Annotated in this window: 23 protein-coding genes; 6 read left to right on the forward strand and 17 right to left on the reverse strand. The window is 45.4% G+C overall.

Annotation, left to right across the window (positions count from 1 at the left end):
- Nucleotides 1-87: 87 nt before the first annotated feature.
- The 6 genes from V1358_RS14720 to V1358_RS14745 all read right to left on the reverse strand — a co-directional run bounded on the left by V1358_RS14720 (nucleotide 88) and on the right by V1358_RS14745 (nucleotide 7149).
- Nucleotides 88-1095, reverse strand: a complete 1008-nt coding sequence (locus tag V1358_RS14720; protein ID WP_347389913.1) for an isocitrate dehydrogenase — start codon at nucleotides 1093-1095, stop codon at nucleotides 88-90.
- 213 nt (nucleotides 1096-1308) lie between these two features.
- On the reverse strand, nucleotides 1309-3015 hold the full coding sequence (locus tag V1358_RS14725; RefSeq protein ID WP_347394014.1) for a hypothetical protein: 1707 nt from the start codon (nucleotides 3013-3015) through the stop codon (nucleotides 1309-1311).
- Nucleotides 2990-3382 carry a DUF3192 domain-containing protein gene (locus tag V1358_RS14730; protein WP_347389911.1) on the reverse strand — a complete coding sequence of 131 codons (393 nt, stop codon included), beginning with the start codon at nucleotides 3380-3382 and terminating at the stop codon, nucleotides 2990-2992. The genes V1358_RS14725 and V1358_RS14730 overlap by 26 nt, the downstream gene beginning before the upstream one ends.
- Nucleotides 3383-3441: 59 nt before the next feature.
- Nucleotides 3442-4245: a 5'-3' exonuclease H3TH domain-containing protein gene (locus V1358_RS14735; protein ID WP_347394015.1), complete on the reverse strand. Its 804-nt coding sequence runs from the start codon at nucleotides 4243-4245 to the stop codon at nucleotides 3442-3444.
- Entirely contained in the window at nucleotides 4245-5588 is a 1344-nt protein-coding gene (ppnN, locus tag V1358_RS14740) for a nucleotide 5'-monophosphate nucleosidase PpnN (protein ID WP_347394016.1), read from the reverse strand. The genes V1358_RS14735 and ppnN overlap by 1 nt, the downstream gene beginning before the upstream one ends.
- 25 nt (nucleotides 5589-5613) lie before the next feature.
- On the reverse strand, nucleotides 5614-7149 hold the full coding sequence (locus tag V1358_RS14745; protein WP_347394017.1) for a GGDEF domain-containing protein: 1536 nt from the start codon (nucleotides 7147-7149) through the stop codon (nucleotides 5614-5616).
- Nucleotides 7150-7323: 174 nt separating this feature from the next.
- Here V1358_RS14745 and V1358_RS14750 point away from each other — a divergent pair, with 174 nt between their 5' ends.
- Nucleotides 7324-9093 carry a M61 family metallopeptidase gene (locus V1358_RS14750; RefSeq protein WP_347394067.1) on the forward strand — a complete coding sequence of 590 codons (1770 nt, stop codon included), beginning with the start codon at nucleotides 7324-7326 and terminating at the stop codon, nucleotides 9091-9093.
- Nucleotides 9094-9125: 32 nt separating this feature from the next.
- Here the strand turns inward: V1358_RS14750 and V1358_RS14755 are convergent, their stop codons facing one another.
- Nucleotides 9126-9911, reverse strand: coding sequence for a glycosyltransferase family 25 protein (locus tag V1358_RS14755; RefSeq protein ID WP_347394018.1), 786 nt, complete (start codon nucleotides 9909-9911; stop codon nucleotides 9126-9128).
- Nucleotides 9912-10099: 188 nt separating this feature from the next.
- Here V1358_RS14755 and V1358_RS14760 point away from each other — a divergent pair, with 188 nt between their 5' ends.
- The gene (locus V1358_RS14760; protein WP_347394019.1) at nucleotides 10100-11077 is read left to right on the forward strand and encodes a GGDEF domain-containing protein; all 978 of its coding nucleotides are present in this window, start codon (nucleotides 10100-10102) and stop codon (nucleotides 11075-11077) included.
- 501 nt (nucleotides 11078-11578) lie between these two features.
- Here V1358_RS14760 and V1358_RS14765 read toward each other — a convergent pair.
- From V1358_RS14765 to hisG, 9 genes are all read right to left on the reverse strand, one after another.
- The gene (locus tag V1358_RS14765) at nucleotides 11579-12082 is read right to left on the reverse strand and encodes a hypothetical protein (protein ID WP_347394020.1); all 504 of its coding nucleotides are present in this window, start codon (nucleotides 12080-12082) and stop codon (nucleotides 11579-11581) included.
- An 84-nt stretch (nucleotides 12083-12166) separates the two neighbouring features.
- Nucleotides 12167-12775 (reverse strand): bifunctional phosphoribosyl-AMP cyclohydrolase/phosphoribosyl-ATP diphosphatase HisIE, encoded by a 609-nt coding sequence (gene hisIE / locus V1358_RS14770; protein WP_347394021.1) that lies wholly within the window; start codon nucleotides 12773-12775, stop codon nucleotides 12167-12169.
- Nucleotides 12766-13545 carry an imidazole glycerol phosphate synthase subunit HisF gene (gene hisF, locus V1358_RS14775; protein WP_347394022.1) on the reverse strand — a complete coding sequence of 260 codons (780 nt, stop codon included), beginning with the start codon at nucleotides 13543-13545 and terminating at the stop codon, nucleotides 12766-12768. The genes hisIE and hisF overlap by 10 nt, the downstream gene beginning before the upstream one ends.
- Nucleotides 13527-14261, reverse strand: coding sequence for a 1-(5-phosphoribosyl)-5-[(5-phosphoribosylamino)methylideneamino]imidazole-4-carboxamide isomerase (gene hisA, locus V1358_RS14780; protein WP_347394023.1), 735 nt, complete (start codon nucleotides 14259-14261; stop codon nucleotides 13527-13529). Before hisA ends, hisF begins: the two co-directional genes overlap by 19 nt.
- Before the next feature lie 9 nt (nucleotides 14262-14270).
- A complete protein-coding gene (gene hisH, locus V1358_RS14785) occupies nucleotides 14271-14861 on the reverse strand; it encodes an imidazole glycerol phosphate synthase subunit HisH (protein WP_347394024.1) in 591 nt (196 codons plus the stop codon).
- Nucleotides 14858-15919: a bifunctional histidinol-phosphatase/imidazoleglycerol-phosphate dehydratase HisB gene (hisB, locus tag V1358_RS14790; RefSeq protein ID WP_347394025.1), complete on the reverse strand. Its 1062-nt coding sequence runs from the start codon at nucleotides 15917-15919 to the stop codon at nucleotides 14858-14860. The genes hisH and hisB overlap by 4 nt, the downstream gene beginning before the upstream one ends.
- Before the next feature lie 25 nt (nucleotides 15920-15944).
- Entirely contained in the window at nucleotides 15945-17036 is a 1092-nt protein-coding gene (hisC, locus tag V1358_RS14795) for a histidinol-phosphate transaminase (protein WP_347394068.1), read from the reverse strand.
- Nucleotides 17037-17047: 11 nt separating this feature from the next.
- Nucleotides 17048-18343: a histidinol dehydrogenase gene (hisD, locus tag V1358_RS14800; protein WP_347389899.1), complete on the reverse strand. Its 1296-nt coding sequence runs from the start codon at nucleotides 18341-18343 to the stop codon at nucleotides 17048-17050.
- Nucleotides 18344-18350: 7 nt separating this feature from the next.
- Complete coding sequence (gene hisG, locus V1358_RS14805) at nucleotides 18351-19250, reverse strand: ATP phosphoribosyltransferase (RefSeq protein WP_347389898.1); 900 nt, start codon at nucleotides 19248-19250, stop codon at nucleotides 18351-18353.
- 347 nt (nucleotides 19251-19597) lie between these two features.
- Between hisG and V1358_RS14810 the strand changes: the two genes are divergently transcribed.
- On the forward strand, nucleotides 19598-19810 hold the full coding sequence (locus V1358_RS14810) for a hypothetical protein (RefSeq protein WP_347389897.1): 213 nt from the start codon (nucleotides 19598-19600) through the stop codon (nucleotides 19808-19810).
- A gap of 6 nt (nucleotides 19811-19816) precedes the next feature.
- Here the strand turns inward: V1358_RS14810 and V1358_RS14815 are convergent, their stop codons facing one another.
- On the reverse strand, nucleotides 19817-20218 hold the full coding sequence (locus V1358_RS14815; RefSeq protein WP_347389896.1) for a hypothetical protein: 402 nt from the start codon (nucleotides 20216-20218) through the stop codon (nucleotides 19817-19819).
- Between the two features lie 145 nt (nucleotides 20219-20363).
- Here V1358_RS14815 and yoaA point away from each other — a divergent pair, with 145 nt between their 5' ends.
- The 3 genes from yoaA (at nucleotide 20364) to V1358_RS14830 (ending at nucleotide 23327) form a co-directional block, all read left to right on the forward strand.
- On the forward strand, nucleotides 20364-22274 hold the full coding sequence (gene yoaA, locus V1358_RS14820; protein WP_347394026.1) for a DNA repair helicase YoaA: 1911 nt from the start codon (nucleotides 20364-20366) through the stop codon (nucleotides 22272-22274).
- Nucleotides 22274-22960 (forward strand): tRNA (adenosine(37)-N6)-threonylcarbamoyltransferase complex dimerization subunit type 1 TsaB, encoded by a 687-nt coding sequence (tsaB, locus tag V1358_RS14825; protein WP_347394069.1) that lies wholly within the window; start codon nucleotides 22274-22276, stop codon nucleotides 22958-22960. Before yoaA ends, tsaB begins: the two co-directional genes overlap by 1 nt.
- 73 nt (nucleotides 22961-23033) lie before the next feature.
- Entirely contained in the window at nucleotides 23034-23327 is a 294-nt protein-coding gene (locus V1358_RS14830) for a hypothetical protein (RefSeq protein WP_347389894.1), read from the forward strand.
- The last annotated feature ends 56 nt before the right edge of the window (nucleotides 23328-23383 follow it).

The following is a 23383-nucleotide window of genomic DNA, read 5'->3' on the forward strand; positions in this document are numbered from 1 at the left end:
GATAATTAAACCTTTCTATCTTTTTGAGATGAAAAAAAAGACCCGCATTTAGCGGGTCTTTAAACAAATTATATGCTTATACTGTTATTACAGACGTTCAATAACCGCAGCAGTGAAATCTGTTGTGCCGTGCTCACCGCCTAGATCGCGTGTTGTACGATCGCCAGATTTGATCACGTCAGCAACGGCTGCGCGAATACGCTCAGCGGTGTCGCCCATACCTAGGTACTCAAGCATTTGAATAGATGCAAGAATAACAGATGTTGGGTTAGCTAGGTTTTTACCTGCGATGTCTGGCGCACTGCCGTGAACCGCTTCGAAGATAGCTGCATCTTCACCGATATTAGCGCCTGGAGCCATACCAAGACCGCCAACTAAACCTGCACATAGGTCTGACAAGATGTCACCGAACAAGTTAGTCGTAACGATTACGTCGAACTCTTCTGGGCTCATTACTAGTTTCATACATGTCGCATCCACAATCATTTCTGCAGATTCGATATCTGGGTAACGCTCAGCAACTTCACGTGCAACTTTAAGGAATAGCCCCGATGTTGACTTAAGAATGTTCGCTTTGTGAACCGCAGTTACTTTTTTACGACCTTCGCGACGTGCTAACTCGTAGGCAAAAGTAACGATCTTCTCAGCGCCTTCGCGGGTGATTTTTGACATCGCTTCCGCTTCGCTACCGTCTTGTGAAACAACCTGACCAAGACCTGAGTACATACCTTGCGTGTTTTCACGTACAGTGATGATGTCGATGTTATCGTAACGCGCTTTAGTGCCTGCGAATGATTTAACCGGGCGAACGTTTGCGTAAAGGTTAAATTGCTTACGCAGTGTTACGTTGATTGAAGTAAAGCCTTCACCAACAGGTGTAGTCAGTGGGCCTTTTAATGTGATCTTGTTGCGTTCAATGGCTTCAAGCGTTGCAGGTGGTAATAGTTCACCAGTTTTTTCTAGTGCTGCTAGACCAGCGTCTACGAATTCATAGTCGAACTCACAACCCGCTGCATTTAGAATTTCAATTGCAGAATCAATGATGCTTGGACCGATGCCATCGCCTTTGATGACCGTAATGGTTTGCTTAGCCATTTTACGTATTCCTTAAACTGATAGAAGTGACCGACACCAATACCAAAAACACACCGCCCATGCAGTGTGTAATGAAAAGCTAAAAAGTGGTGTCGGAAATTTTACGTGAGAATTCAGGGGCGAATTTAGCAGTAAACCCCCATTTTTTCCAGTATATGGCTTTTAAATATATATTATATCCGACATAAATATGGTGAATTATGCTGGAATTTTCTACACCCCATTGTAGGGTGCGATAGATAAAGCTTGGGTGATAAGCGTTTCCAGTTGGATACTCGGTCCTTGACACTCAATCATGGTATTTTTTACCAATTGTTGTTGCCATGGCTCGATACTGTGCCCATGCCCGTATAAATGAAAAAGCACCAGCTTAAAGGTAAAACAAATGCGTGCATTGGTGTTAAGTTCATTGAATGGCAGTTGCTCACTTTGGATCAATGCCGTAACCCACTCACTTTCTCCTAAGTGTTGCACCAAGTAAGCGCGTAATGCCTCTTTATTGTATTCGGTGACGCCAAGCAGCGCAGCAATAGGTCGAGGCGCATGCTCATCAAAGGGTAACTTAAGTGGGTCAAGCGCGCTGGTGCGTGATAATTTCGTCCCTGCTTCTTGAATAAAGTAATTGAAATAACAAAGATACAATGCACTGAGTCGCTCTGAGTAAACGTTTTGCATCTTTTCACTCATAAACGCGACCAGCTTGTGAGTACAGTCTACGCGGGCCTTAATAAAAGCTGCCAAAGGATGTTTAAGTACTTGTACCTGCTGCTCCAACAGCACACGAGTGATGAAATCACCTACCTTGTACAAACCGACCATGCTTAGGGCGTGGCGCAGTGTTCCAGCACTTTGGTATGTACGATTGTACGCTGATGCTTCTTGCATTATGCGTTCAATCAACTGTGGATGTTCGGCAACACATTTCTCTATTTCAGAATATGAATGAGCCTGACTCAGTTGCTGTACTAAGACACGATTATCTACTGTACGCAGCGAAGCTTTCGACAATCGTTGAACGGGTGCACCCACACGTTCAAGCAAGTCATTCACGTCATCGTAAATTTCGCATTGTGAAACATACTGCCAATGGGGCTGTTTAATAATACGGTAACGGGGTTTATCCGTTCTTAAGTCCGAAAAAACGTGTTCGTTGTCTGGGTGTTGGCCCATGTAAATAAAGCACTGGTCGCTGCGCTGAGAGTAACTCCCAAGCAATTGCGGTGATAAATACTCAATTATTTGTGTGCATAAAGATTGAATATCGGTTTGACGCGTGATTTTGTAAATGTAGGCACATGCATTAAAGAAATGTACACCTTCTTTAGTTGCGGTTGCTGTGGTGTAATTTCCTAATAGTTGTGCAAGAGCGACCATACGGGTATAGCCGTCATACAATTGCGCATTTTGTTTATTGGTGATAATGCGCTGATATTGCTTCGACTTGGCGAGAATTTGCACCAAGGCCGGGTGCTGTTGGGCGTTAATATCCAACATCTTTATACTTAATAACGTGCTGCGTTGAAGTTGTTGGACTTCTCGTTCGCTTAACGGTGTGTTTTGAGCACGTTTGTTGATAACACCTAATACTGACAAATCCGCACTGAGTATGGCCATCATCATTAATTGACAATCTTTTGCTTGATACCCTTGTGACTTGGTTAAACAAGCAAGTGCGGCGATGCGTTTGATGTGCAAGCGTGTGGCATAAGGAAATTGTGTTAGTTCGCAAGATAACAGCCACTGGAACAGGCTGCTGCTATTGTTGTTGAGTGTACTTAATCGTTCACTCAATACGAGAAGAGCAGGGTATAGGCTTGGCCATTGCGACTTATCGCGGGTAGCCTTGTGCAGTTTGGCTATGTAATTTACTAATTTACCAAGTTCTTGCACATGGTTAGGATTGTAAGTCGACTTTGTCATAGGCGAGTTCAGCCTGTTGCCCCCAAACTAATAGCTTTTTATTTTTAAACAATAGCCCAGTGCACTCATCTTTGGTGGTGATGCCATCGGCTTTGACATGTTGTGTGCGATAAAAAACGATTTGATAAATATCGTCACCGCGGCGCTTAACAAAGGTTAAGTCCGGTGTGCCGAGTGTTTCTAGCACTTCTTCTATGTGGATAGGTGTGGAGGTATCCAATTTCGCGATAAAGCGTTTGTTGTAGGCTTCTCTGTCTTGCCACACCATAGCTCCGGGGTCATCTTTATATAGGCTCATTACAAGGGCTGCAATGACTGCATATACACCGATACCCAAAATTATGTATTTGAGAACCTTACTCCACATCTACTTTCTGCCTTTGCACCGATAACTTGAGCCAGTATACCCATTAAGTAGCGACATTGCTAAGATTGCTGCGTTGTCAAAATGATATGCGCAGCGTCCTCGCGCACACGTAACTGCTTTAAAGATATACCTAAATCGATATCAGTTCGCAATGAAACCAAGGCAAGTGCACGAACGTAGTCTGACAAGTTTCGCGTTAATAGTTGCTGAACTTTGCCATCGGGCTGTTCTTGCAAGGCGATGGCAACAGTAGGATAGGTGTGCAACAGTGTTTGTGCTGATTTCGCGCCTATGCCACTGACCCCAGGAATGTCGTTAGTTTTATCACCTACCAACGCAAAGTATTGCCAAAGTTGCTCAACGCCAACGTTGTATTTCTTCTCGATATCCTCGCGAGTACGTGCCGATTTATTGAAGTAGTCATAGACAATCACGCCCTTGTCAATGAGCGGCAAATAGCCTTTGTCGGTAGATACTATGATGACCTGCAAACCCTGAGCACTGGCTTTCGCCGCCAATGTTGCGATAACATCATCTGCTTCTTCGTTTTCTGCGCGAACAACATTTACCTGTTGTTGGGTGATGGCGTCAATAAAGCGCGGAAGTTGCTGCTGTAAGGCTGATGGCATAGGTTTTCGAGAGGCTTTATAGCCTTCATAGAAATCGTAGCGCCAGCTGGTATCACCATCAAATGCGGCCAGTGCATAGTGAGGTTGATGCTGGCGGTTTAGTTTTTGAACTGCGTTAGCTGTGCGTTCAATAGCGTGTGTGATGGCTTGTTCACTTTGCGGGCCGTACTGGCTTTCACAGACAGCGTATATGCGCCGAATTAAATTCAGCGCATCAATAAGTAATAATTGCATTAGGTCCGAATTGTATAACAGGGGATGTAGGTACTGCCCGGTAATTTCATGCGCCCCTGACGCACAAATGCGCTGAGCAGCGCGTCCATTTTTTTCATTAATTCAGGGTCACCCGACAATTCAAACACACCATGTCGTTTAATTGCACGGATCCCTTCATCTTTTACATTACCAGCTACAATACCAGAAAAAGCGCGTCTTAGGTTGGCTGCTAACTGTTGCTTGGGCTGTGCTAAGTGTAAATCCAATGCCGCCATATTTTCATGCGTAGGTGCAAATGGGGCTTGGAATTGCGGATCGACACGCAGCGTCCAATTAAAGTAATAAGCATCGCCTTCTTGTTTGCGATAATCGCGCACTTGCTTCATTTTGGCTTTGAGCGTACTGGCCACTAATTGTGGGTCGTCGATTATCACCTCAAATTTATCGAGCGCTTCTTGTCCTAACGTTGATTCAACGAAGGCGACGATTTCATCAAAGTACTCTTTACTTTGTGCTGGACCCGTCAAGATAACTGGTAGTTGCTGTTTAGCATTATCTGGATGCAATAAGATACCAAGTAAATAGAGTAACTCTTCGGCCGTACCCGCACCACCTGGAAAAATGATGATGCCATGCGCTACGCGAACAAAAGCTTCAAGTCGTTTTTCAATGTCTGGCAGGATCACCAATTCGTTGACAATAGGGTTCGGTGGCTCGGCCGCGATGATACTTGGCTCGGTTAACCCTAAATAGCGTGGGTTACTGATCCTTTGTTTTGCATGGCCGATGGTCGCGCCTTTCATCGGGCCTTTCATCGCGCCTGGTCCACAACCCGTGCAAATGTTCATACCGCGCAGACCTAGTTGATAGCCCACTTCCTTGGTGTATTTGTATTCGTGCTCAGCGATAGAGTGACCACCCCAGCACACCACCATTTTCGGATCGGCGTTGACCTCAAGTGCACCGGCGTTTCGAAGCATATCGAATACCATGTGAGTAATGGCTTTGGGATCATGTTTTTCCATGATGTGATGCTTTTGACAAATAAAGACAATGTCTCGGATCACCGAGAAGATATGTTCGTGGATACCGCGGATGATCTCGCCATCCACAAACGCAGTTTGTGGCGGATTAGTGAGTTCAATCTTGATACCGCGCTCACGGACGATGAGACTGATATCAAAATCTTTGTAACTGTCATATATCTCCGCACTAGAATCAGTATGACTACCAACATTGAGAACAGCTAAGGAACAGTTGCGAAACAGTCGGTAGCGCTCAGTAGTCGACGTTTCTAACAAATCGACTTCCAATTGAGAAAGTAAATTTAGAACACCAGTTGGGTTGAGCTGTATTTTCATAGCCTACTCCTTTGTGAAACACGGGCTATTTCTTGATTATCAAGCGATCACGGCCACCATTTTTTGCCTCATACAGAGCTAGGTCTGCACGGTCAAAGGCACTGAGTGCGGTGTCGTTAGCCAGAATTTGGGTGGCACCAATGGAAACGGTAATTTGAACTTGTTCGTTTTTGAATTTAAAGGGGATACCTTTAATGCTACTACGCAGTTTATCGAGTGGGCGCACAACATTGCCAATATCAACATTAGGCATAATTATCACGAACTCTTCACCGCCAAAGCGGGCAATAAAGTCGGTACTGCGAATCGCTTTTTTCATTGCGGTGGCCAACACAAGTAGGGTTTTGTCGCCGGCGCTGTGACCATATTTGTCATTGATTGATTTGAAGTGGTCAACGTCAATCACTACCAAGCTGACCGCTGAATTGGTGCGGCGAACTTGCTCTAATTCGATTTCGAGACGTTCATCAAAAGCTAATCTGTTAGGCAACTTGGTAAGGCTGTCTTGCATCGACATAATGCGCTGACGCTCGATGGTTGTTTCATAGCTCTCAACTTGCTGTTCAAGGTCATTAACGCGAGATTGCATGGACTGTAAGCCTTCTTGCAAGGCATCGCGTTGTTGCGCTTCAAGCTGTTCTTTACTTAACAGTTGCTCTGTTAAGCTTGCTAAACGCGACTCCACAGTGACTTTTAATTCAGTGATGTCAGTCGCTTTCTCGGCGCTCATACTTAGCTCTGAGATATTATGATCAATCTGTTTATACACATCATTGATTTTTGAATCGAGCTTGCGCGACTTATCTGTAGTGTTGGTTAGTATCTGCTGTAAGTCGGCCAAACTTTGGTTCAAAGATGCTAAAAAATGCTGCGCAGAACGGCGTTCTTTACCCAAACTCAAAATAATAATACGCATCAGCTCAATGCTGGCATTGAGCAGCTGCTCAAGCTCTGATGCATTATTGATATTTGCTTTGATGGTACGAACGAGTTCGGCAAACTCGCCTTGTACACTAACTTCGCTGGTAATTTGCGTCAGCTCAGTAACAAAGTGCTTAATGTCATCATTGTTTGTGTTGTCTTCGCCTTTTTCTTTAGCGTGCAGTACTTCATCGTAGATGTTGACTAGACGCTCGAATAAAGGCAAAAAATCCAGTGGCGATGTGGCATTGGCCAAGTGCTTGTTAAGTAACTCACGCAGTGTTCTACGTGATTCGTCAGGCAAGCCTTTGCGTTGTTGGAGCCGCACGCCTGCTTGGTTGATGCTGGCCTGTAGCTCGCGATACTGGGCGTCAACATTTGCCTCATGGCGAGATAGCAGGCTATTGAGCTCGTGAATAACGGGGCTCAACTCTTTGTAATTAGAACCATTTTGCAGAAGACGCCTAAAACCGGCTAGGCGGTTGTCTAACTCTATATCAATCCCTTTACAGACCAACGAAAGTTTAGCGATAAATTGGGTAAGCGCACCAACTTGTTCCTGTCGCGTAGATTCGATCGTTTGCCTTTGTGAAATGGCTGAATTCAACTTTTTTCGTAAAGCTTCAAGCTGTTCAGTCACGCCTTCTTTTCCTTAGTCACAATTATATTTTTCAGTGTATAACATATTTTTATGCATTACCGTTTTAACTATTGTTTTTTTCTTGAGATTCCGTGATTAAACGCAAAAAATTGTTTCGATTGCTTGCGCTTTGATAGGCTATTTGCACTGAATTTGATGTACAGGTGTTCCGTGATTAGAAACGTAATTTCCGCAAGCTTACTTTTTCTCAGCCAGCAAGCATTAGCTGACACACATTATCAACTCGATATTACGCAAGGCGCTCATCATTTAGGTGACGTTAAAGTATCGTTTGATAAAACCGGTCAAAGCTACATTGATGCTAAATTTCCAGCATGGCGTACTGGCCGCTACAACATTTTAGACTTGGCAAATGGCGTGCGCTATTTCGAAGCCAAAGATGAAAATGGCGACGCTCTCAAATGGCAAAAAATAGATAAAAGCACGTGGCGAGTTTTTCTTGATGAACCTACTAAGGTGACTTTAAATTATCAAGTCTATGCGAATGAGCTTGGTTTACGTGCTCGTCATATCGATGACACCCATGCATTTATTGATGCCTCAGGTTTCTTTATGTACAGCGAAGCCACACGTAACGACCCTGTAACGGTGCAATTAAATGTGCCTAAGTCGTGGCGCTCGGTGTCGGGCATGGAAACGGGCAAAAATAAACACCAGTTTGTGGCACCTAACTTTGATGTGTTAGTTGATTCTCCAATTGAAACCGGTATCAATGAATTTCACACCTTCACCGTGGATAACCGTGACTATGAATTAGTCATTTGGGGCGAAGGCAACTACGATAGCAAAAAAATGGTCGCAGATTTAACCACCTTGGTGAAAACGGGCAATGTTATTTGGGATGACTACCCGTATGAGCGCTACGTATTCATGGTACATGCGACATCAGGTGCGCGTGGTGCTACTGAGCACCTTAATTCTACGATAATCCAACGTCAGCGAGACAAATTCGCAAAACGTGAAGATTACCTTGGCTTTATCGCCACTGCTGCTCATGAGTTCATCCACACTTGGAATGTTAAAGCCTATCGCCCAGCAGGGATGGTACCTTATGATTACATCGAGCCCAATTACACCCGCCTATTGTGGTTGGCAGAGGGCTCAACAAGTTATCTTGAAGATCATTTGTTATTGCGTGCAGGATTGATGACCAAAACGGAATTTTTCAAAGATTTAGCAAAGCGCATAAATCGTCATCTTCTGACGCCAGGTCGCGATACCCAAAGTGTTGCGCAAACGAGCTTTGATGCGTGGATAAATCAAGGTGGTGATCATGGTAAGAATTACAGCACCAATATCTATTCTGAAGGTTCGTTATTGTCGATGGTTTTAGATCTAAAACTCTTGAATGACTCTAACACCCAAGTGAGCTATCGCGATGTGCACCGTGCGCTTTACAATAACCACAAGTTACCTCAGGGCTTTAACGAACAAGATGTGTTGTCCATTTTACAGGACGTAAGCGGCCAAGATTACAGTCAATGGTGGGCGCAAAATGTTGATGCGCCTATGCAAGTAGACTTCGATGCATTGCTTAATTTAGTCGGTTTAGAGCGTGTGTATCCAGATGATGCCAAAGCGATTGCGAGCCTTGACGCTAACACCTCGTTGGACAAAGGGTTGCTTAAACTCGAACATGTTCGTCGCGGTGGTGCAAGTTGGCAGGCGGGACTAACAGCGGGTGACGTGATTGTTGCCCTTGATGGTCGTCGAATTAGTACTGACCTTGCAACGTCTTTAGGTCAATACAAGGCTGGGGATGAGGTGACAGTGAGTTACTTCCGTCGCGATCGTTTGCAAACCGCGACGTTGCTGTTAGGTGAACAATTCGATAAAGATGCCAAAGTGCAACCAGTGGCTGCACCTACCGATGAACAAAAAGCAATGTTTAAAGCGTGGGTTGGTGTAGACCTTATTGACTAAGGCTACCTAGTATCGGTATCTGCTGTCGTGTTTTATGGATTCGTGGCAGGTGCCGATAATGGCACTTTGTTCTGTACTTTTAGTTTACAAATCAAGGAGCGACGGGCCATCAGTGTGCGTGGCCAGTTTTGTAAAGCCAACCACTGCTTTTGTAACACAAAGGCTTTCGGTTTATTGCGGCCTCTACAGGCGATGTCACTGTCAAAAAAGTTGTCTTGTACAACAGGGTATGGCTGTATTGCAGCAACATCCACACCCGTTTCCCAAGTGTGTTGAATGTCGGTATCTACTGGGCGATAAAACTTTTGCGAATGGGCTAACATGCGTTTCGCTCCACTTCGGGTGATCACGTAGGCACAGCAGCCACTGAGAGGTTTATCATGCACCACTAACGTCTGCTTTGGTGAGAGCAATTGCCCATATTTGATAGGGCGCTCGCGACCTTGATAGTTGCACAGTTTGATGATGTCTACAGGTAGCGCATTATTCATTGTAGCTTCTATAGCAGTTTTGATCGTACCGATTGCGGTAAAGTCGTCTTCTAGAACCAAGGCATAGTCGTATTGAGAGTCAAGGAGTCGTTGCCAACACTTCCTATGACTCAGATAGCACCCAATCTCGCCATCGCTCAAAGGGCGGTAAAATTTCTTTCTGTTTGCATGTAAGTCCACAACTGCGTGCTTTTGCGGCACACTCAATTCGCGGCCATTGACCGCATCGATTCGTTCAAATGTCAGTGCTTGATTAGCCAATTGTTCACTCGCACGAGCGAGTCTGTCATCACTGCCTTTTAAATTAATTACGTAGATGGGGAACATATTAGTGCTACTGGGAATTTTAGTTACGTTCGAGTGTGGAGGGCAAAAAAGTCATCGCCATGAAAATGAAATGACAGTTGAGTGACACACGCTAAGTATTCACTTGTTCAGCATCGGTTAAATTATGTTAACTGCTCCACAGTAGACTAAAATAAATACAATTGATGGTTGCAAACAGAACATTTGAAATGTTTCCAAACTCCCGAGTTGAACACTTCTATAAACAGTGTGAGTTTTTTTTAGGGTTTTCTGGTGTTTCATGGTGGCTGATAGACTTAGAAGATAACCCAGATACCTTTTATTGTAATAAAACTATGTGCGACACTTTTCATCTTGAAAATGACAAGGTGATGCATAGTGTCACTGAAACTTGCCCGATTGCAGGTGATTACAACAAGTTCATCGCGTTGAAAAGTACTAACAAAGCCCGCAAAGTGCTTCAAGATTACAGTGACCTGCGTGCAAATAAGTGCAGTGAATACAACAACCGCTTTCCTTATTACGACGAAGTCACCGAAAAGGTTAACTATTTTACCAGCCGAGCAAAAGCCTTATGCCGCAATGAGCAGGGCGAAGCCGTCATTTTATTGGGGATTATAGAACCTGAGGTCACGAGTGAGATCTTGTACAAGCAAGCCACAGTAGATGGCTTAACAGGTCTTAAAAACAGACGTGAGTTTGATAACCAGTTAGCCTTCCTACTTAATTTAGCCCGCCGTGAACAAAGATATATTTCCTTGATTATGGCTGATATAGACTGTTTCAAGTTGTATAACGATAGCGCAGGACATTACGATGGTGATGAATGTTTGCGCACAATCGCACGCGCTTTTTTCAATGTGTGTAATCGCGAAACCGACATAATTTGCCGTTATGGTGGTGAGGAGTTTGCCGTTATCACTTATGGTGAAAAAGGTGGAGTAGAAAAGCTTGCTGAGAACATCGTAGAAGAGATTGCTAATCTCGGCATCAATCATCCCGCACCGAAATACGATACCGTAACCATTAGCGCAGGCTTTATTTCAATCATTCCGGAACTATCAACTACAACTAAATCCCTCATCGAAATGGCGGATGCAGCGCTGTACACAGCTAAGAAAAACGGCAAAAATCAGGCTGTGGATTACCACAAGCTCGGCGCTAGGTGCAATAAACTAGGTACTTGAAAGCAAGCCATATAATCCAACGCTTTGACTAGTCTTTGTATTGACCATTCATTCCAGCCGATATACTCATCTTACAATAAGATGGCCAATATAGGCCATAGTCCTATGATGTTAAGCCATAAATCGAGAAAATAAGGTGCCGTAATGGAAGTGGGATGCACAAGGGTAAATTGGCAGTTCTATCTTTTTGCACTAAAGTTAATTTTGTGTTGCAAAGGTTAATGGTTGTTTAATGCTTAAGTGGTGTCGCGATATAAGACCCCAATCTTAGCGTAACTCTAACCAAACCTTATTTGGGGTAATTTAAATTCTCGAACCTGCTGGTTGCTCGGAATCAAGACCAGAATAGATGTAACTAACACAGAAGGGATTTTCACGTCATGATGCGTGAAGTACTCTAATTCTATGAATCACCGTTGGGTGGTAACAGGCTGTAAAACATAAGCATGACAACAAAGCCGGGATGAGCCCCGGCTTTTCTTCGTAATATAAACGTGTTTTTTACTTCGCTTTACCAATGTCGTAGGACGTCATCCACGGAGTTGAGCGAGAGAGTGATTTCCCGGTATGGACAGATATAGCCGGTTTGCTTTCTTCTAACACAAAGGTGGTACGTAGCGAAGTTTCTGATTCCTTTTGTTGTTCATACCAACCTTCACCTAAACATTGGCGAGTGAAATCAATTGCTTGTTGATGTACTGCGACAGCAGCCTCTTTTTCTTTGTACGTTTGTTGGCAGCTGTACGAATAAGTTGTTTCATTTAAAGCTGAGATTTGGCAGCTATCGCCAACTAGATTGTAGCGTGCTTGCCAACTATCAATAAATTTCGATTGTGTACGGGTAAGCTTTAAACCCGCAAAACGATTGTCGTACGCACCTAAAAGCGCGTCTATTTTTTCACATGCGCTGAGGTTATCAACTTGAGCTTGCAGTTCTTTTTGCGCTGGGCCTGCGCATCCTGCGGTGAAAATAAGTGCAGCGAGAGTAGGATAAAGTGCTTTCATGCCAAAGAGTTCCTTAATTGGGATGGTGCTAGCATACCCAAGGTCGGCACTCTCTGGCAATGGCAAATACCCAAGTGCAAGGTATCAATGGCGAGATTGTAGGCGAGCGACTACATCAGCCAAGGATAAACCTTGACGTTGCAGTAACACTATCAAGTGATAGAGCAAATCTGCTGATTCGTCAGTAAGCTCGTTATTGTCATTTTTCATTGCCGCGAGGGCTACTTCTACGCCTTCTTCTCCCACTTTTTGACAACTGCGCGCAAGTTCCTTGGCAAACAACGAAGCCGTGTAGCTACTTTTGGGATCTGCATCTTTTCGGTCAATGATAATTTGTTCTAGTTCAGCCAAAAAACCAAGGCTAGGCTTAGCATCGCCGAAACAACTTTGGGTGCCAAGATGGCAGGTTGGTCCATCTGGGTACGCCATAACTAAGATTGAGTCTTGGTCGCAATCTGTATACACAGCTTCAACATTTAAAAAATGACCCGAACTTTCACCTTTGGTCCACAAACGCTGTTTTGAGCGCGAATAAAAGGTCACTTTTTTTTGTTCTAAGGTATGAGTGAGTGCCGCTTGATCCATAAAGCCCTGCATAAGTATTTGCCCAGTGACATAGTCTTGAATAATCGCTGGAATTAAGGGTGATTTAGAAAAATTCACATCACTGACATTGCTTAAATCTATTCGCATAATCGAGTCGCTATGTTGTTATTGGCCAAGTGTTGTTTTAACTCGCCCATATTAATTATATTTTTGTGGAACACACTTGCAGCAAGCGCACCATCCACGTTCGCTTGGGTAAATACGTCACTAAAATCACTGATTTTACCAGCCCCGCCTGAGGCAATCAGTGGTACATGACAAATTTCTCGTACCTTGGCTAGTTGCTCGATGTCATATCCATTACGTACACCGTCTTGGTTCATACAGTTTAGTACGATTTCTCCTGCGCCGAGAGCTTGAACTTGTTCAACCCACTCAAGTGTATTGTAGCGGGTGCGTGAAGAACTGTTAGGATCGCCAGTTAACTGATAAACCAAATACTCACCGGTTTGTGCATCGTAAAAGCTATCGATACCCACAACCACGCACTGTTTACCGAATTCGTCATGCAGTTCGCGGATCAGTTCAGGGCGGGCAATAGCGGGGCTGTTAATACTGATTTTATCGGCGCCGCTTTCAAGCACGCGCGCCGCATCCGCAACTGATTTTATACCGCCAGCAACACAAAAGGGGATGTCGATATTGCGGGCAATGTGTTCAACCCAATTCACATCCAGTAGGCGTTTTTCGACGCTGGCGCTAATTTCATAAAAGACCAATTCATCGGCACCGGCATCACTGTACGCCTTTGCAAGGTTAAGGATGTCGCCTACAATTTCGTGGCCTTTAAACTGCACACCTTTTACTACTTGGCCATCTTTGACGTCTAAACATGGAATTATGCGTTTTGATAACATGCCAAAGCCTCCTCAACCGTAAATGCACCATCAAGCAATGACTTTCCGAGAATTACTCCCTGAGTGCCAATTTCCTTTAAACGACGTATATCATCTAGTGAACTCACGCCACCCGATGCTTGTATACGCAGTTTTGGATTATGTGCCTGCAGCTCTTCGTATAAAGCAAACGACGGGCCTGTCATAGTGCCGTCTTTACTGATATCGGTGCATAAAAAGTCGATGACACCGAGGTCGGCGTAAAAATCTACAAGCTCGAACAAGGATACGTCCGCACTTTCTAACCAACCGTGCGTTGCCGGCATCCAACCTTGTTCAGTCTTGTTCACGTCCAGAGCGATAACGAACTGCTGCGCGCCATAGCGCTGTATCCACTGGGCTACTTCATTTTTATCATTGACGGCTTTGGAACCAATGACCACTTGTGCGGCTCCCGCTTCAAGCCATTGTGCGACATCTTCAACACTTCTAATACCACCGCCGACTTGGTAACCGACACCAAGCGCTTTGGTCGCTTCTTGAATTTGTCGCCACTGTTTTTTGTCTGGATCGCGCGCACCTTCCAAATCAACCAAATGCAGCTTTTGTGCACCTTGTTGTTGGTAATCCATTAGCCTTTGCGCTAAATCGAACGGGTAGAACTGAGCAGTGTCATATTTACCTTGATACAAACGCACGATTTGTTGTTGTAATACATCTAATGCTGGAATAATCATATTGCTTCTTTACGCCTGCCAATCAATAAAATTTTGAAGAAGTCGGGCGCCCACTTTGGCGCTGCGTTCAGGGTGAAATTGCATACCCGCGAAGTTGTCTTTGGCAACGATTGCTGAAAAGCGTTGCCCATACTCGCTGGTGGCTAGAGTTGCGTCATTCACTTGGTGAGCAAAACTGTGCACAAAATACACCTGATCCGACTCTTTGAGACCTTGAGTCAGCGGGTGCGCCTTGGCGATGTTCAGCTGATTCCAGCCCATGTGTGGTGCGCTCAAATTGCCTACTTCAAGTTCGCTTACTTCCCCTGGAATAATGCCCAGGCATTGAGTATCACCTTCTGCGGTGTGCTCGCATTGCAGTTGCATCCCCAAGCAGATGCCCAAAAGAGGGCGTTGATACTCATCGATGGCCTGTTGCCAGCCGCCTTCAACCAATCGCGCCATTGCTACTTTTGCGTGACCAACTCCCGGTAAAACGGCGCGTTCATACTGACGCAATTGTTGGGCGTCGGTGATAACTTCAACAGGCGTGCCCAAACGCTCAAAGGCAAAGCGTACGGAGTTGATATTGGCGCAGCCAGTATTGATGATGGCTATCATAGTACCCCCTTAGAGCTCGCCGTTTGTTGTGCGGCATCTTTGCTGATAGCGGTGCGTAGTGCACGCGAAAAAGCTTTAAACAAGCCTTCTACTTGATGGTGACAATTGCCATCTGACACGCTCAGAATGAGAGACATCGCTGCGTTATCGCTAAGGCTTTTGAAAAAGTGTTCGACCATTTGCACGTCTAAATCGCCCGCTTTTTCGCGGCTAAAATTAGCGTTTAGGACAAATGAAGCGCGCCCTGACAAATCAATTTGCGCTTCGGCTTTACATTCATCCATGGGCAGCGCAAATCCGTAGCGGGCGATTTGCGACTTGGAGCCAAGCGCTTGGCGCAATGCTTGGCCAAGGGCTATGCCCACATCTTCAACGAGGTGATGCTCATCGATATGCAAATCGCCTGAAGCTTGGATATCTAGGTAGATATTTACATGAGTGCGAATTTGGTCGAGCATGTGATCAAAAAAGCCCAAACCTGTGCTTATTTCGCCACTTTTGTTGGCATCAAGATTAAGTGCCACGCTTATTTGGGTTTCCTTAGTGTCGCGCTTTACCGCACCTTGACGATTAGCTGTGGTTAGTTGAGTGACGATTTGTGGCCAATTGTTGTCGTATAAAATACCTTGCATGCACAGGTTTTCGGCTAACTGGATATCTGTTTGACGGTCGCCAATCACATATGAATTTGCAATATCCACCTTACCAGAGCGCATTAAATCAACCAGCAAACCAGTTTTCGGTTTGCGGCATTGGCAGTTGTCGCCATCGAAGTGAGGGCAAATTAGTACATCTTCAAAGACGATGCCTTGCGAGGTGAAAATAGCCATCATTTTATCGTGGGGTGCATCGAAATCAGCTTGTGGAAAGCTATCTGTGCCCAAACCATCTTGGTTTGACACCATGACGAGCTTGTACCCCGCACCTTGTAATGCCAGTAATGCGGGGATGACATTGGGCAACAAGGCAAGTTTTTCTAAGCTGTCCACTTGTTTGTCTGTGATAGGTTCTTCAATCAAAGTGCCATCACGGTCGATAAATAGGTATGGGTTACTCATTGTTATTCCTGTTTTTGCCTTGTTGTTATTTGTTCACTTGGGTTATGGCGTCTAGCCAGGCTTTTACTTCACTGAGCTCTTGCTCGTTGCCTATTGAAATACGCAGCCAATTGTCTTCGCCGTACAGTACGAATGGGCGCATTACCACACCGCGTTCATACGCTGTTGCGATAGCTGCTTTATCCTTGAGCTGTAGGGTGACAAAGTTACCTTCACCACTGAGCACCGTCTTCACTGCGCTGCTCTCGCGTAGCCATTGTTGTAGGCGTGCTTTCAATGAATTTAGAATACCCACTTGGCGGCGCATTGAGGCAATGTTCGAGGTGCTTAGGGCCTGTGCCGCAATATCGGCAACAACAGTCGATACAGGATAGGGCGCCAGCACTTTGCGCAGCGGTGCTAAAAGCGCTGTGTTGGCCAAGGTAAAGCCAGTGCGCAGCCCCGCTAACGCAAAAGCTTTTGAGAGTGTTCTTAATACCACGACGTTAGTGTAATCATTGATCAGCGACACGGCGCTGAGCTCAGGACAAAACTCAATATAAGCCTCGTCAACAACCACAATGGCAGTTTGCGATAATTGCTCAGCTATTTGAGCTATTTTGCTGCTTGGGACTATCGCTCCAGTGGGGTTATTTGGGTTACATACAAACACTAGCTTAGCATCACCCACTTGTTCACAAATAGCCTCAGCGTTGGCCTGTTGCAACAGTTCTTGGCTCAGACTATTGATGTTGACGTTGTGAGTGTCTGCGGTCACTTTATACATGCCATACGTTGGCGCGAATAACGCGATACTGTCTTTGCCCGGCTGGCAAAATGTACGTACCAACAGCTCAATGCCTTCATCGGCACCGCGTGTCATCACTACTTGTTCTGGCTCTAAGCCGACATAAGCGCTGTAAGCATCTAGCACTTGTTGAGGCTGAGGATCCGGGTAGCGGTTGAACTCAGTTTTTGTTAGCGCATACTCTCGGGTGTATGGGCTTTCATTGGCATTAAGCCATGTTGAACCCGTTAGCTTTTCGCTCTTTGCAGAGCTATATGCTGTTAATTTAGCAATATTTTCTGGCAGTAGGCTCTGAGGGAACTGCGCGCTGTCATCGCTTTGTTGTTTCATCGCTTCGTTGCTCACTGTAATGCTCCTAAACGCACACGAACGGCATTGGCATGTGCATCAAGGCCTTCCGCTTCTGCCATGGGGATAATCGCTTTTGCTAAGTCTGCAAGACCACTTTTGGTGACCGTTTGCACTGTGTAAGTTCGATAAAAATCCAGCAGACTCAGGCTCGAGTAAACTTTTGAGTAGCCGTAAGTGGGTAATACGTGGTTTGTTCCCGACGCGTAATCGCCTGCTGACTCGGGTGTAAAATCGCCCACGAAAATAGAACCGACATTTTTGATCTTTGGTAAATACTCAGCACTCTCCGCAAGTTGCAGTATCAGGTGCTCTGGACCGTATTCGTTTGAAACAGCCACTGCTTGCTCGATGTTGTTTACTTTGATCAGTGCCGAGTTTTCCAAGGCAGCTTTAGCGATGTCAGCGCGTGGTAATCGCTCTAGCTGCGAAGCCAATGCTTTTTCTGTGGCGGCTATCACCTCGTTGCTATCGCTTAGTAAAATCACCTGCGAATCAGGACCGTGTTCGGCTTGAGACAACAAATCTGCGGCAATAAATTCACCCTTAGCACGGCTATCGGCAATGACAAGTACTTCCGAAGGACCTGCGGGCATATCGATCGCTAGCCCAGGAACTTGTTGTGCACAGAGCTGCTTTGCCATGGTCACAAACGAATTTCCCGGCCCAAATATTTTGTTTACCTTTGGTACACTTTGCGTTCCGTATGCCATTGCTGCAATCGCTGGGGCACCGCCAATTTGCAGTACTTGAGAAATCCCGCATAAACGTGCTGCGTACAAAATTGCAGGGTGTATACGCTGCTCGCCTTTTACCGGGGTTGCGAGGACAACAGTTTGTGCGCCACTGATTTGCGCCAGCACACCTTGCATCAATACAGAAGAAGGTAACGGTGCGCTACCGCCAGGCACATAAATGCCAACAGCCTCTATCGCTTGGTAACGAAGCTCGCAAGCAACTCCAGGCTGCGTGCTTAAACTCATATTTTTCGGTACCTGAGCAAGGTGGAAACGACGAATGTTATCGTATGCCTGCTTGATTGCACTTTTAAGTTCAAGTGTGAGTTGTTCATCTGCGCGCGTGAAATCATCTTCACTGCACAGTAATGGAGCATCTGAGCTTCGGCCATCAAAACGATCGGCATAGTCGCGAAGGGCAGCATCACCTTCGTTTTTTACTCGCTTTAGTATTTCCTCACACACAGGACGCACATCGTCTGCTGCTGTCACGGCTGGTCGCTGCAAAACCTGCTGCTGTTGTGATTCGGATAACGTATTCCAATCTATCATGGTGTGCTTACTCCATCATCTTCTCAATTGGCATCACCAAGATTGAATTTGCACCTAGGGCTTTAAGCGACTCCATCGTCTCCCAAAATAGCGTTTCTGAGCTGACCATGTGTAACGCTACGTATTCGTCACTGCCAGCAAGCGCTAGTAATGTAGGTTGCCCTGTGCCAGGTAATAACGCACACACTTCATCCAATTTAGATTTCGGTGCGTGCATCATGATGTATTTGCTTTCTTTGGCTTGTTTCACACCACGTAAGCGCGGCATGAGTTTATCGATAAGGGCTAGTTTTTCAGGATCTTGTAGGCTTTCATTTTGGATAAGGCAGGCGTTTGATTCTAATATTGTGTCGCCTTGCATCAAGCCATTGGCTTCAAGTGTGGCACCAGTGGAAACTAAATCACAAATAGCGTCTGCCAATCCAGCACGTGGGGCGACTTCAACCGATCCTGTTAACATCACCACACTGGCATCAATGTTTTCACGCTCAAGGTATTGAGTCAGGATTTCTGGGTAGGTAGTGGCAATGCGTTTTCCTGCAAACCAACTTTTATCCTGCTCGCCTAGCTCCTGTGGCCATGCCAGAGCAAGACGGCAGTAGCCGAAGTCGAGAGTAGAGAGCTTCTTTACTGAACTTGCGCTGGCGCCGCGAGCGCGTTCTGCTTGCACCTCTTCCAACACGTTTTCGCCAACAATACCCAGATCACACACGCCATCCATAACTAAACCTGGGATGTCGTCATCACGCACACGGAGCACATCGATTGGCATATTGGTTGCGTGCGCAATCAACCTTTGCTCGCGAAGGTTTAGCTTAACGCCAAGTTGTTTTAATAGATTTTGGCAGTCTTTTGAAAGACGTCCTGATTTTTGGATTGCGATTCGTAACCGATTGTTATTGCTCATAATTCATTTCCTTAATTTCAAAAACTAAAAACCCCGAGGAGACCTCAGGGCGAAAATGAATTTGGTAGTGATTACGCGCCGGAGGTTCCTTTTAGGAATAACCCCCCAGCGAAATACCTGACAGGCTATTCGGTGGTGTGATGATGATGATGAATAGTTGTCAGTGTAAATGTCATGGTTCTGTCTCTAACTCTGTAAACATTGGTTGTCGTTGATTCGGTTATTAGATAAACATATTCTTATGTTGTTGTGCAACCATTTTTTACATGAGATTAAAGAATAAGCTATAACTGCCGATAATAGGGTGTGGTTTTATGCCTGTTGTAGGGCAGTACAAAGGAGTTTGTATGGATATCATGATCCCGTTTCTTGGGCGAATAACGCGCTTAGATGTGCAGCACAAAGGGGCATTTCATGTCGCTGGTGTAAAAGATGACAAAATAGACAAAGTACGTAATGACCGTAAACGGGTTAAAGAACAACGCGGCCAAGAGACCTTGTTAGACGAAAAAGACAAAAAAGGTAAGGAAGATAATCCTCACCTTGATATTTGGGTGTAGGGTGAATTAAAAGTACAGATGTTCTTTTATTTCACCAGCCACCTTTATCTCGCATTTGTCTCCTGACTTTTGCTGAGAGCTTTGGATTACCCCCGCAATTGCCCCAAACGCACCACCTTGATTCTGTAATACCGAACCGAAATAACAATATCCCGAAATATCATGATTTTGATATTGTGCACTCATGTTGAGTGTTGGTGTGTACGGAGCAAATCGACCATTCATAACAGGGTCACCATTGACGCTCAATTCTAGGCGATTTTTATCGACATCATAGACGCCACCAAAAGTGAAGTCTGTGCCATTAATTGTAACCACTTTGTCTTGAGCAACGCGAGGAGGAGTACTGCCACATCCTGATAGTACAGTTACGGCGATGGCACACATGCTGATAGTCAGCTTTTTCATAATAAAATCCTTTTAGTTCAATGTGTAATCCCGCGACTATGGTAGTCACATATCAACCAAAAGCCAAGTGCGTTTAACGATTTGGTTAGCCCTCAGTTTTAAGCTATCATCCCCACTCATTTTTTAACTTAACTAATCTGCATTAATGACCATTGACCAACTCTTTTCCCAAACTGGCCCGCTAGCATTAGCCATCAAAGGGTATCAGCCGCGCCAAGCTCAGATTGATATGGGGAAAGTGTGTGATGCAGCGTTGAAAAATCAGCAACAAATAGTGGTAGAAGCCGAAACCGGCACGGGAAAAACTTTTGCGTACTTAATTCCGGCATTAACCAACAAAGGCAAATACATCATTTCAACGGGGTCTAAAGCGCTGCAAGAGCAGCTCTATCACCGAGATTTACCCACGGTTTATAAAGCATTAGGCAGCGCCAAAAAAAAAGCTCTATTGAAAGGGCGAAGCAACTATGTGTGCCATTACCGCTTGAATCAACATGTGGCACATGTGCCCAGTGATGATGCTGATATTATGCACCAGTTGGCGATGGTCGCTAAGTTTGCAACGCAAACCCGTAGCGGTGACATAGCTGATTGCCATGGTATCGAAGATGATGCCAAAGTGCTGCCCTACGTGACTTCCACGGCAGATAATTGCTTGGGCAAAGAATGCCCTGATTTTGATGCCTGCTTTGTTCGCAAAGCGCGTTTAAAAGCTGCGGAAGCGGATATTGTGGTGATAAACCATCATCTGTTCTTTGTTGATATGGCGGTTAAACAAAGTGGTTTTGCTGAGCTACTGCCAGGTGCTGATGGCTATATCTTTGATGAAGCGCATCAATTAGCCGATATCGCCAGCGACTATTTCGGCGAGACCGTGTCTACCAAGAAGGTATTTTCCTTTATTACCGATGCGCGCATGCTTTATCGCACTGAATTAAGAGACATGCTGCAACTAGGAAAAACGCTCGATAAACTCGAGTCGGCGACCATGGATTTGCGGTTGCAACTGCCACATGATGGCGGGCGTGGCGATTGGCGCCAAGCACTGGGCTCCAAACCATTGTGTGATGCTGTGCATCGCGTTACAAAAGATTTGCAGTTCTTAAATCAAGTACTGAAATTGTGTATTGAGCGCAGTGAATTGGTTGAGCCTATGTTGGAGCGGCTAATGTCTCTCATTGGCCAATTTGACCGCGTCTTTGATATTTCAACCCAAGGCTACAGCTATTGGTATGAAGCAACAAAGCGGCACGTGAGTGTGCACATCACGCCATTGAACATTGCAGCGAAATTCAGAGAAATGTTAGCTGAGCGTGAGGCCGGTTTTATCTTCACCTCGGCAACGCTCTCAGTCAATGATAGCTTAGGGCATTTTAGCGATTCGCTGGGGTTGAACCCAGCGCATACTCTGATGCTTGCCAGCCCGTTTGACTATCATCAACAAGCCTTGTTCTGTCTACCGCGTTATTTGCCGCCAGCAAACTCAGATGAAATGCCAAGGGCGTTGGTGGGAATTTGCCAACAAGTGATTAAGTCTGCGCAAGGCCGATGTTTTTTATTGTTTACTTCCTATCGCGTGATGTACATGGTGGCCGAAATTCTATGCCAACAAATGGAATACCCGGTTTTTGTGCAAGGGCAAATGTCAAAAAGGCTATTGTTGGAGCGCTATACTCGCCACGGCAATGCGGTGTTGATGGGCACGGCTTCGTTTTGGGAAGGAGTAGACGTGCGCGGAAGCGCGCTAAGCTGCGTAGTCATCGATAAGCTTCCGTTTATTGCTCCCGATGATCCTTTATTGCAAGCGCGAATGCGCGAATGTGAGCAAGCAGGTGGTGACCCGTTTGCTCAAATTCAGTTACCTAGGGCCGTTATTGCACTAAAACAAGGGGTCGGACGCTTGATCCGTGATAGCCAAGATCGCGGTGTTTTAGTATTATGTGACAATCGTGTTGTGACTCGTGACTATGGTCAGGTATTTCTTAAAAGCCTACCCAATATGCGCCGTAGCCGCGACATGGACGAAGTAAATGCATTTTTATCAACGATAGAGTAATTATGAGCCAAACTATCCTAGCCTTAGACGCTTCAACCGAAGCGTTATCAATCGCTTTGCTGCACAATGACCAAGAATATCACTTCTTTGACGTATGCCCGCAACAGCATGCACAGCGTATTCTTGATGAAGTGGATGGCGTATTGAAACAGGCTGGTTGCGATATTAGCGATGTTGATGTGATCGGCTATTGTCAGGGGCCAGGAAGTTTCACCGGGGTGCGTATTAGTGTCTCTGTTGCGCAAGGTTTGGCGTTTTCTGCAAATATTCCCGTTGTCGGTGTGTCGTCACTAGCCATGATGGCGCAACAAGCCATTGAGCAAGGCGCTGAGCGCGTGGTTGCGGCAATTGATGCGCGTATGGGAGAGGTTTATCTAGGCGCATATGAGGCGGTAGATGGGCTCGCGCAACTAGGTGGTGAACAGCAAGTGTTAAAACCTGAAGACGTAACAAATCCGTTTGCAGATGCAGTTGCTGTAGGAACTGGTTGGAAGACTTACCCAGAGTTGCTTACATCGGTAAATGGTTTAGAAGACATGACCACAGTTACCTTACCTGATAGTCGGTACATGCTTAAACACGTAGCAAAGAGCGTGGAACTTGGGCAAACGACCTCTGCTGCCAATGCTCAGCCAGTGTACGTGCGTGACACTGTAACGTGGAAAAAACTGCCGGGGCGTGAATAAATTTACGCCCGCAATATTGCGCTTACTTTTTGTTTGTATCAAACTTAGTCAGTCTTAATCCTAAAATCATGCTATGACTATTCGCGCAATCAATAATGCCATTACAGTAAACCCTGCGGTTCAATCCAAAGGTGAAGGTGCGCGTGTAAAGGAGCGTGGTCAACAGGAGCAAGCCACCAGACAATCCGCAACGGTTAACGACTCGAAACAGGGTCGCCGACTTGCTGACGCGCTATATCGCCAAACCATTTATGACCAGCCCCGAGACACACGCACCAGCACCGCAATTGCAACCTACAAAGAATATGCATTTTTAGAACGTCGTGAAGAAGTTAAATCTATGCTTCACGTCAGCGTTTACGCCTAATTCTGTATTTAAAACATGGACAACAAAGCGTGTCCGAGGTACCTTATACGCAAACA

The organism is Pseudoalteromonas pernae, assembly GCF_039831865.1.
Classification (GTDB): Bacteria; Pseudomonadota; Gammaproteobacteria; order Enterobacterales; family Alteromonadaceae; genus Pseudoalteromonas; species Pseudoalteromonas pernae.